At 67.4% G+C, this 6,724-nt stretch carries 8 protein-coding genes; 6 read left to right on the top strand and 2 right to left on the bottom strand.

What is annotated here, in order from left to right; all coding sequences use genetic code 11:
* From NQ160_RS01590 to NQ160_RS01575, 4 genes are all read left to right on the top strand, one after another.
* Nucleotides 1-414 (top strand): ribonucleotide-diphosphate reductase subunit beta (locus tag NQ160_RS01590; RefSeq protein WP_257513481.1); only part of this gene is annotated, 414 nt, incomplete at its 5' end.
* 850 nt (nucleotides 415-1,264) lie between these two features.
* The gene (locus NQ160_RS01585) at nucleotides 1,265-2,077 is read left to right on the top strand and encodes an alpha/beta hydrolase (protein WP_306852127.1); all 813 of its coding nucleotides are present in this window, start codon (nucleotides 1,265-1,267) and stop codon (nucleotides 2,075-2,077) included.
* 19 nt (nucleotides 2,078-2,096) lie between these two features.
* Nucleotides 2,097-2,546, top strand: a complete 450-nt coding sequence (locus NQ160_RS01580) for a hypothetical protein (RefSeq protein ID WP_257513480.1) — start codon at nucleotides 2,097-2,099, stop codon at nucleotides 2,544-2,546.
* 451 nt (nucleotides 2,547-2,997) lie between these two features.
* A complete protein-coding gene (locus NQ160_RS01575; protein WP_257513479.1) occupies nucleotides 2,998-3,222 on the top strand; it encodes a DUF2188 domain-containing protein in 225 nt (74 codons plus the stop codon).
* On the opposite strand, the gene NQ160_RS01570 is transcribed toward NQ160_RS01575, so the two are convergent.
* Both NQ160_RS01570 and NQ160_RS01565 read right to left on the bottom strand, forming a co-directional pair.
* A complete protein-coding gene (locus tag NQ160_RS01570) occupies nucleotides 3,219-3,485 on the bottom strand; it encodes a hypothetical protein (protein WP_257513478.1) in 267 nt (88 codons plus the stop codon). The genes NQ160_RS01575 and NQ160_RS01570 overlap by 4 nt on opposite strands.
* Entirely contained in the window at nucleotides 3,482-4,108 is a 627-nt protein-coding gene (locus NQ160_RS01565) for a hypothetical protein (RefSeq protein WP_257513477.1), read from the bottom strand. The genes NQ160_RS01570 and NQ160_RS01565 overlap by 4 nt, the downstream gene beginning before the upstream one ends.
* A gap of 47 nt (nucleotides 4,109-4,155) precedes the next feature.
* On the opposite strand from NQ160_RS01565, the gene NQ160_RS01560 reads away from it, so the two are divergent.
* Both NQ160_RS01560 and NQ160_RS01555 read left to right on the top strand, forming a co-directional pair.
* The gene (locus NQ160_RS01560) at nucleotides 4,156-4,647 is read left to right on the top strand and encodes a hypothetical protein (RefSeq protein WP_257513476.1); all 492 of its coding nucleotides are present in this window, start codon (nucleotides 4,156-4,158) and stop codon (nucleotides 4,645-4,647) included.
* A 455-nt stretch (nucleotides 4,648-5,102) separates the two neighbouring features.
* Nucleotides 5,103-6,623, top strand: coding sequence for an ATP-dependent DNA ligase (locus NQ160_RS01555; RefSeq protein ID WP_257513475.1), 1,521 nt, complete (start codon nucleotides 5,103-5,105; stop codon nucleotides 6,621-6,623).
* The last annotated feature ends 101 nt before the right edge of the window (nucleotides 6,624-6,724 follow it).

The raw sequence follows: 6,724 nt of genomic DNA, 5'->3' as shown, positions 1-6,724 counted from the left end.
GACCTCATCCGCCTCATCATCCGTGACGAGGCCGTGCACGGCTACTACATCGGCTACAAGTTCCAGAAGGGGCTCGAGAAGATCTCGCAGGCCGAGCGCGACGAGATCAAGGACTACACGTTCTCGCTGCTTTACGAGCTCTACGACAACGAGGTGCAGTACACGCAGGACCTCTACGACGGCGTCGGCCTGACCGAGGACGTCAAGAAGTTCCTGCACTACAACGCCAACAAGGCGCTGATGAACCTCGGCTATGAGGCGATGTTCCCGGCAACCACCACGAACGTGAACCCCGCGATCCTGTCGGCGCTGTCGCCCAACGCCGACGAGAACCACGACTTCTTCAGCGGGTCGGGCTCGTCGTACGTCATCGGCAAGGCCGTCGCGACCGAAGACGACGACTGGGACTTCTGAACGTTGTGAGGCGTCACGGTAGTTGGCATCTGACCCCATTCAAGTTGGCACGCGTCGAACTACTTGGCACAGATTGCGCAGTTGGCACATCAAACGACTGGACTCGCGCCGACCGGTTCCACAGGAGCGATCCTGTGGGTAATCGGCGGCGCGAGTCGCCGTTTGAGCTGACGCAGTCGTGGCCGGACGCACCGTCGTCGGATTCGGCGGGGGAGACGGCCCGGCAGTTCGTGCTGAATCTGCGTTCCGCGCTCGGTGAGCGAAGCGTTCGCGCGGTCGCAGAACAAGCCGACCTTGACGAGGCCACGGTCCGCCGCGTGCTGTCCGGTGCCGCATGGCCTGACCTCCGTACGGTCGCGCGTCTGGAGGATGCGCTCGGGGCCAGGCTCTATCCGAGATGACCGGCGGGAGTTGAGCGAGTCTTCGAGCCGGCCCTGGACATGACTGAGCGCCACCTGGCTGAGGTGTGGCTAATACGTCCCGAGTGCCGCTAATGCGCCCGGTCAGGTCTTCACCGTGTAGAGGACGCGGTCAGGAATGTCCAGCCTTCGCCAGCGCATTAGACCACTGGACCAGATCCGCCACCGTCCAGCCCATCTTTGCCTGCACTGTCTTGTCGTCACCAAGCGAGAGCGTGACGGTCACATTTCGCCATTGCGAGGCGAGGCGATTCCAGCCCCCCAGGCGCCGTTCTTGAAGGCCTTTCATGATAGAGGTGACGTTGAGCCGGACCTCTTCTTGGTGACGGGGGATAGTCGAGTGTTCACGCTCTTGCCCTCCGCCACGTAGCCCCTTCGCCCGCGGGTGGGGACGAACACCCGAACTTCGACGAGGGTAACTTCGCTGCCTCCTGTGTTTCGCAACCGACGACAGCCCGCCGCTGGCTGCGGTCTCCGTCGGCGACCTGGACAGCGCCGACGTCGCGACCTGGGCGGTCCCGGGCATGGGATCCTCGGCGGCGGGACTACCCGCATGGGCGAACACCGCCATGAAACTCGTGCAGGCTCAGGGCCTCGTGGACGAGGACCATACGCACGCGGTCGTGGCCTGGGTCGGATACAAGGCGCCGGCTGTGGGTGCCCTATCGGTCCTTGACACCAATCTCGCCTCAGCTGGCGCCGCCACCCTGAGCCAGGCTCTGGTCGGGTTCAACGCGACGAGGGAGAGCGCCATGCTCAACGTCGCCAGCCACTCCTACGGGACAACCACATCGGCTCTAGCGTTGGTGCGGCCGGAGGTTCAGGTCGATGTGTTCGTCAGCCTGGCGTCGGCGGGCCTGCCGGCGGAGGTGGACCACGCATCGGACTTGAACGCCAACCAGGTCTACGCCGGGCAAGCCCAGGACGTGTGGGCCGTCGACCCCGCGCCGGGCGACCAATGGGCGTGGGTCGGCCGAGGTTTCAGCACCCATCCCGTGAACCCGGCAGCAGAAGCGTTCGGTGCGGACGTGTTCGGAGTGGACACCGGCGCTGGTGGGGCCAGCGTCACCGACCATGGCACGAGCACAGAGTCCGGCACGGGATACTTGGACCCGGACACCGAATCTCAGATCAACGTCGCCTACGCCACCACCGGGCAAGGTGACCGGATCACCAACTCCGTCGACCACGAACCGACCCCGTTCCAGCGGGCACTGATTGAAGGGATGCGCGGTGCGTACTGACCGACATCGCCCGTGCGCCGTGGCCGCGACCCTCGCTGCCGTCGTGGTCATACTCGCCGGTTGCGGACCCCAGGAGGCAGACGTGACACCGGACGAAGCACGTGAGACGCTGACGAGCGTCATCCATGACACAGCGAAACTGCTCGGCGCCCCTGGGTGGGAGGACGCCGGAGACCCCGGTGTTGAAACTTGCGACGGTGGCAGTGGCGTGAAGTGGAGCTATCTCTACAAAGCCCCGCGGGGTGACGTGGATCTGATGGGAGACGCGGAGAAGGTCGCGGACTACTGGGAGTCTCTCGGTATGAGCGTGCGGGTGAACACCGAACACGAGCCCATCGTCTTCGCCACGGGAGGTCCCGTCCAAGGGCTGAGGTTTACGACCGGCCCCGCCATGTACGGCATCGGCGGCACGTCGGCGTGCGTCCCCGGAGACGCGAACCAGATCATCGACGACGAGTACGTCGACTGACTGGGAACATCGATACGACTTTGCGGGGGTAGCCGCTAGTAGGCGGCGAAGCTGGCAGCTACTGTTGGCTCGGCGAACGCCGGTGCGGCGGCTAGGTTTCGTCAGGACTGAAGCGGACGAGGACCCCGGAGGCTGATTTCCGTGTCACGGAGCGAGGAGCCCTGACCACCCGGGCGCCGAGATTGCTCCGCACCGTGCCAACTACTGTGACGGATCGGACGACTGGTGCCGGCTGGCGCTTCAGCGGAGTCTTGAGCCAACTGCGTCGCGCCCGTGCCAACTACCGTGACGCCGCACACCCCAGGTCAACTAGGGAAACGCGCCGCAAGGATGCAACATACAAGCCCCCTGCCAGCAGCTCGCACGAGCCGCAGGCAGGGGGCTTGCCCACGTTTTGCCCACATTCAGATGTGGCGTGAACCTCAATCACAACCAGAAAGGACTGAGGACGATGGCCAAGGGTGACATCAGCACGTACAACGAAGACGGCGTCTGGAAGTCGAAGGTCGAAGGCAGCTCGCGGGCCGCCCACGCCGGCGGAACCAAAGCCGAGCAGCAGGCAGTCGGCCGGGACATGGCGAAGGACCGCGGGGTAGAGCACACGATCCGCAACCTCGACGGGAGGATCGGGCAGAAGAACTCGTACGGCAACGACCCGAACCCGCCGAAGGGCTAGAACAGGGTCTCCAGAGCGGCCCGCTCCGCCAGCTGCTGGCGCATCCGGTACTGGTGGGCGGGCCAGTTCTGTAGGCGCTGACGCCACCAAGCGAGGAGCACGTCCTCCCGCACCACTCGCACCCGCTGGCCGTCGCGGATCGCCCAGCCCATGACCATCCCGTGTTGACGCCAGTATCGGATAGCGCGCGGCGTGCGACGGACGCGGTGCGCTGCTTCCCGGTAGGTCAGCAGCGGCACCCCGTCGACGTCGAGCTCGGTCACACGAACTCCTGACCGCAGACGTCGCACCGGGCGACGCGTGAGCCCTTCGGCGTGCCGTCGTCCACGAACCGGACCACGACCTCGCCCTCACCGCACGTCGTGCAGCGGCGACGCTTCGGGCGAGGCACGGGCGCGGTGACATACCGGGCCCGCAGCGACCGGATCATCCCGAACAGGTGATCTTCGGAGCCCCCGAGCTGCTCGAGCGGCGCGATCAGGTCGACCCGGTCGACGAGCCACGCGACGAGCGCGAACGCCTCACGGCGGACGTCAGCTCCGGGGCGGACACCGGCGACCTCCCCGCGGGTCCGCCACCGGGCGACAGCGGGCATCGATCCGCCGGTGAGCTGCTGCACGTTCTCCGAGTACTGCACGAGCGCGGCCCACAGGTCGTCGATTGAGTCGAGCACCTCGACCCGGAACGGCACCGGAGCACCGTCGCGCGACACGTCGACGCGCACGGCGTCGTAACGGGTCGATGCGAGCGGAACGACTTCGCCCCGCATAACCTCGAGCAGGCCGGGGGCCTGGTCGAGATGCCACGTCCACCGCTCCACCCACCGGCGCCACTGCTCGTCCGGGGTCAGCGTCGGCACGTCCTGGACCTGAAGTGTGTCCGTCATGATCCCGCCCCTACTGGCCAGCGTCGAACCGCCGATAAAGTGCGGGCATGATCGTGACCACTGCAGTGACCCATGACTTCTGGGGTGTCGCTGTGCCAGCGTGGGTCGCTGCGGTGGGCACCGTCGCCGCAGCGATCTTCGCTGCCTATGCCGTGATTAAGAGCGTGCAAACGGGCGGTGGTCTGGATCAAGTCACCGCCGGTCTCAACCGCGTCGGCAGTTCGGAGTGGATCAGCGAGGGACGTCCGACCCCGTCGACCGAAGAGACCGCGGCCGTATGGGACATCGAGCGTACCGGGCGCGCCGGCTACGAGTTGGTAAACACGTCTGATCGCCCACTTATGCTCGACCGCTTCGAAGACAGCATGGGCGGGAGAATCGTGTCGATGGAGGGTTTGCCCAAGCTGATTCCACCGGGGATGCGGCTGCCGTTCGATCCGCGTCACTATTTGGGCGGTCCCTCGGTCGTCGCCACGACGATCCTCTGGCGGGATCCAACAACTAACACGCCGCCGCAGTGGCACACCTTCTACATCTGAGCGCCGTCTCACGCCGCCACCTCCGCGCCGTTCAGGAACTCCGCCGTCGCGACCGAAGACGACGACTGGGGCTTCTAAGTCCCGCTGTAAACGCCCCCGCCGATCCTCATGAAGGTGTCGACCGGGGCGTTCGCATGTTTCCGCTGGCCCTGTGCGACGAGCGGCATCCGCCGGGCGACCCTCATCCGCAGGCTTCGCGCAACGTCGCGCAGGCCGCCGCCGCGCCGCTTCAGGCGGCAGTTGGTGTCGTGTGAGGCGCGGGAAGCGGCGTGAACTGCCACCTGAGCGCTGGCATCCGCCGTACGCCCATTCAGGTGGCAGTTGGTGTCGCGTGTGGCACGTCGAAGCGGTGGGAGTTGCCACCCGGGCACGCCGGTCCCGGGCGTTCTTGCGTTGTGGTGGGGCGGACTGCAAGCCCCTCGAGTGGCGTCGGATGCCGGTGGCAGACTGACCGCATGCTGCTCGCCGAGCTGGTCGACACCGCGGATGCCGTGACGTCCACGCGATCGCGGCGGGCGAAAGTCGATGCGCTGGCCGCGCTGCGGCAGCGCCTGGACCCGGGCGACCTCGCGCCAGCGCTGGGCCTGCTGCTGGGCAAGCCGCGCCAGGGACGCATCGGTGTCGGGTGGCGTGGTCTCGCCGCCATCGTGGGTGAGCCGGCGGGGGAGCCCACGCTGACGATCGCCGACGTCGACAGGGCGCTCGACGCGCTGGCGTCGGCATCCGGTCAGGGCTCGGCCACACGTCGCTCGTCGACGCTCACCGGGATACTCGGCCGCGCCACCGCGCGGGAGCAATACTTCCTCCGCCGCGCGCTGCTGGGGGAGATGCGCACCGGCGCGCTCGAAGGAGTGGTCACCGACGCGATCGCCGCCGCCGCGGAGCGGCCACTCGCAGCAGTGCGGCGCGCGGCGATGCTGTCGGGCGACCTCCGCGAGACCGCACGCATCGCGCTGCACGGTACGGAGGCCGACCTGGAGGAGACGGGCCTGGTCGTCGGACGTGCCGTGCTGCCGATGCTCGCCAGCACTGCTGCCACGGCCGAGGAAGCGCTGGCGACCGTGGGCGAGGCATCGGTGGAGTACAAGCTCGACGGTGCACGCATCCAGGTGCACCGCAGGGGCGACGACGTGCGCGTCTTCACCCGCAACCTCGCCGACATCACCCAGCGCCTCCCCGAGATCGTCGACATCGTGCGGGCGATGCCGGTGCGCGACGTGGTGCTCGACGGCGAGACCCTCGCGCTCGATGAGAACGAGGCCCCGCGACCGTTCCAGGAGACGATGGCGCGGTTCGGTGCCGAGGCGGCGCGTGAACTCGTGCTGCATCCGTGGTTCTTCGATGTGCTTCACCTGGACGGTCGGGATCTGATCGATGAGCCGCTTCGCACCCGTATGGCCGCACTCGCCCGGATCGCGCCGGACCATCGCGTCCGCGGCGAGATCACGGCCGATCCCGACGTCGCCGAACGGGTGAGCCGTGAGGCCCTCGCCGCCGGCCACGAGGGCGTCGTCGTCAAGGCGATCGACTCGACCTATGCGGCGGGTCGACGCGGGGCGAGCTGGATCAAGGTCAAGCCCGTCCACACGTTCGATCTCGTCGTGCTCGCCGTCGAGGAAGGATCGGGGCGCCGCGCGGGAATGCTCTCCAACCTCCACCTCGGTGCCCTCGACCCCGAGGGCGAGTTCGGCGAACCCGGCGGATTCGTCATGGTCGGCAAGACCTTCAAAGGCCTGACGGATGCCACGCTGCGCTGGCAGACCGAGCACTTCCCGACGATCGCGACACACCGCACCCCCGGCACGGTGTGGGTCGAGCCGGTGACGGTGGTCGAGATCGCGATCGACGGCGTGCAGCGGTCGCCCCGGTACCCGGGCGGCATCGCGCTGCGCTTCGCGCGCGTCAAGGCGTACCGCGACGACAAATGCGCCGAGGAGGCCGACACGATCCAGACGCTGCGCGGCCTATTGCGGTAGGCGTCGGGGGCGGCGCAGTCGTTCCCCGCCCCTCCGTCCTATTGGGGGCGCCTGGGTCTGCGCCGCGCTCGGATCACCGAGGACGCACCGGGAGGAACGAT

It is taken from the genome of Microbacterium sp. zg.Y909 (genome assembly GCF_024626565.1).
Note: the sequence above shows the minus strand (reverse complement) of the source record. Positions and strands in the feature narration are given on the sequence as shown.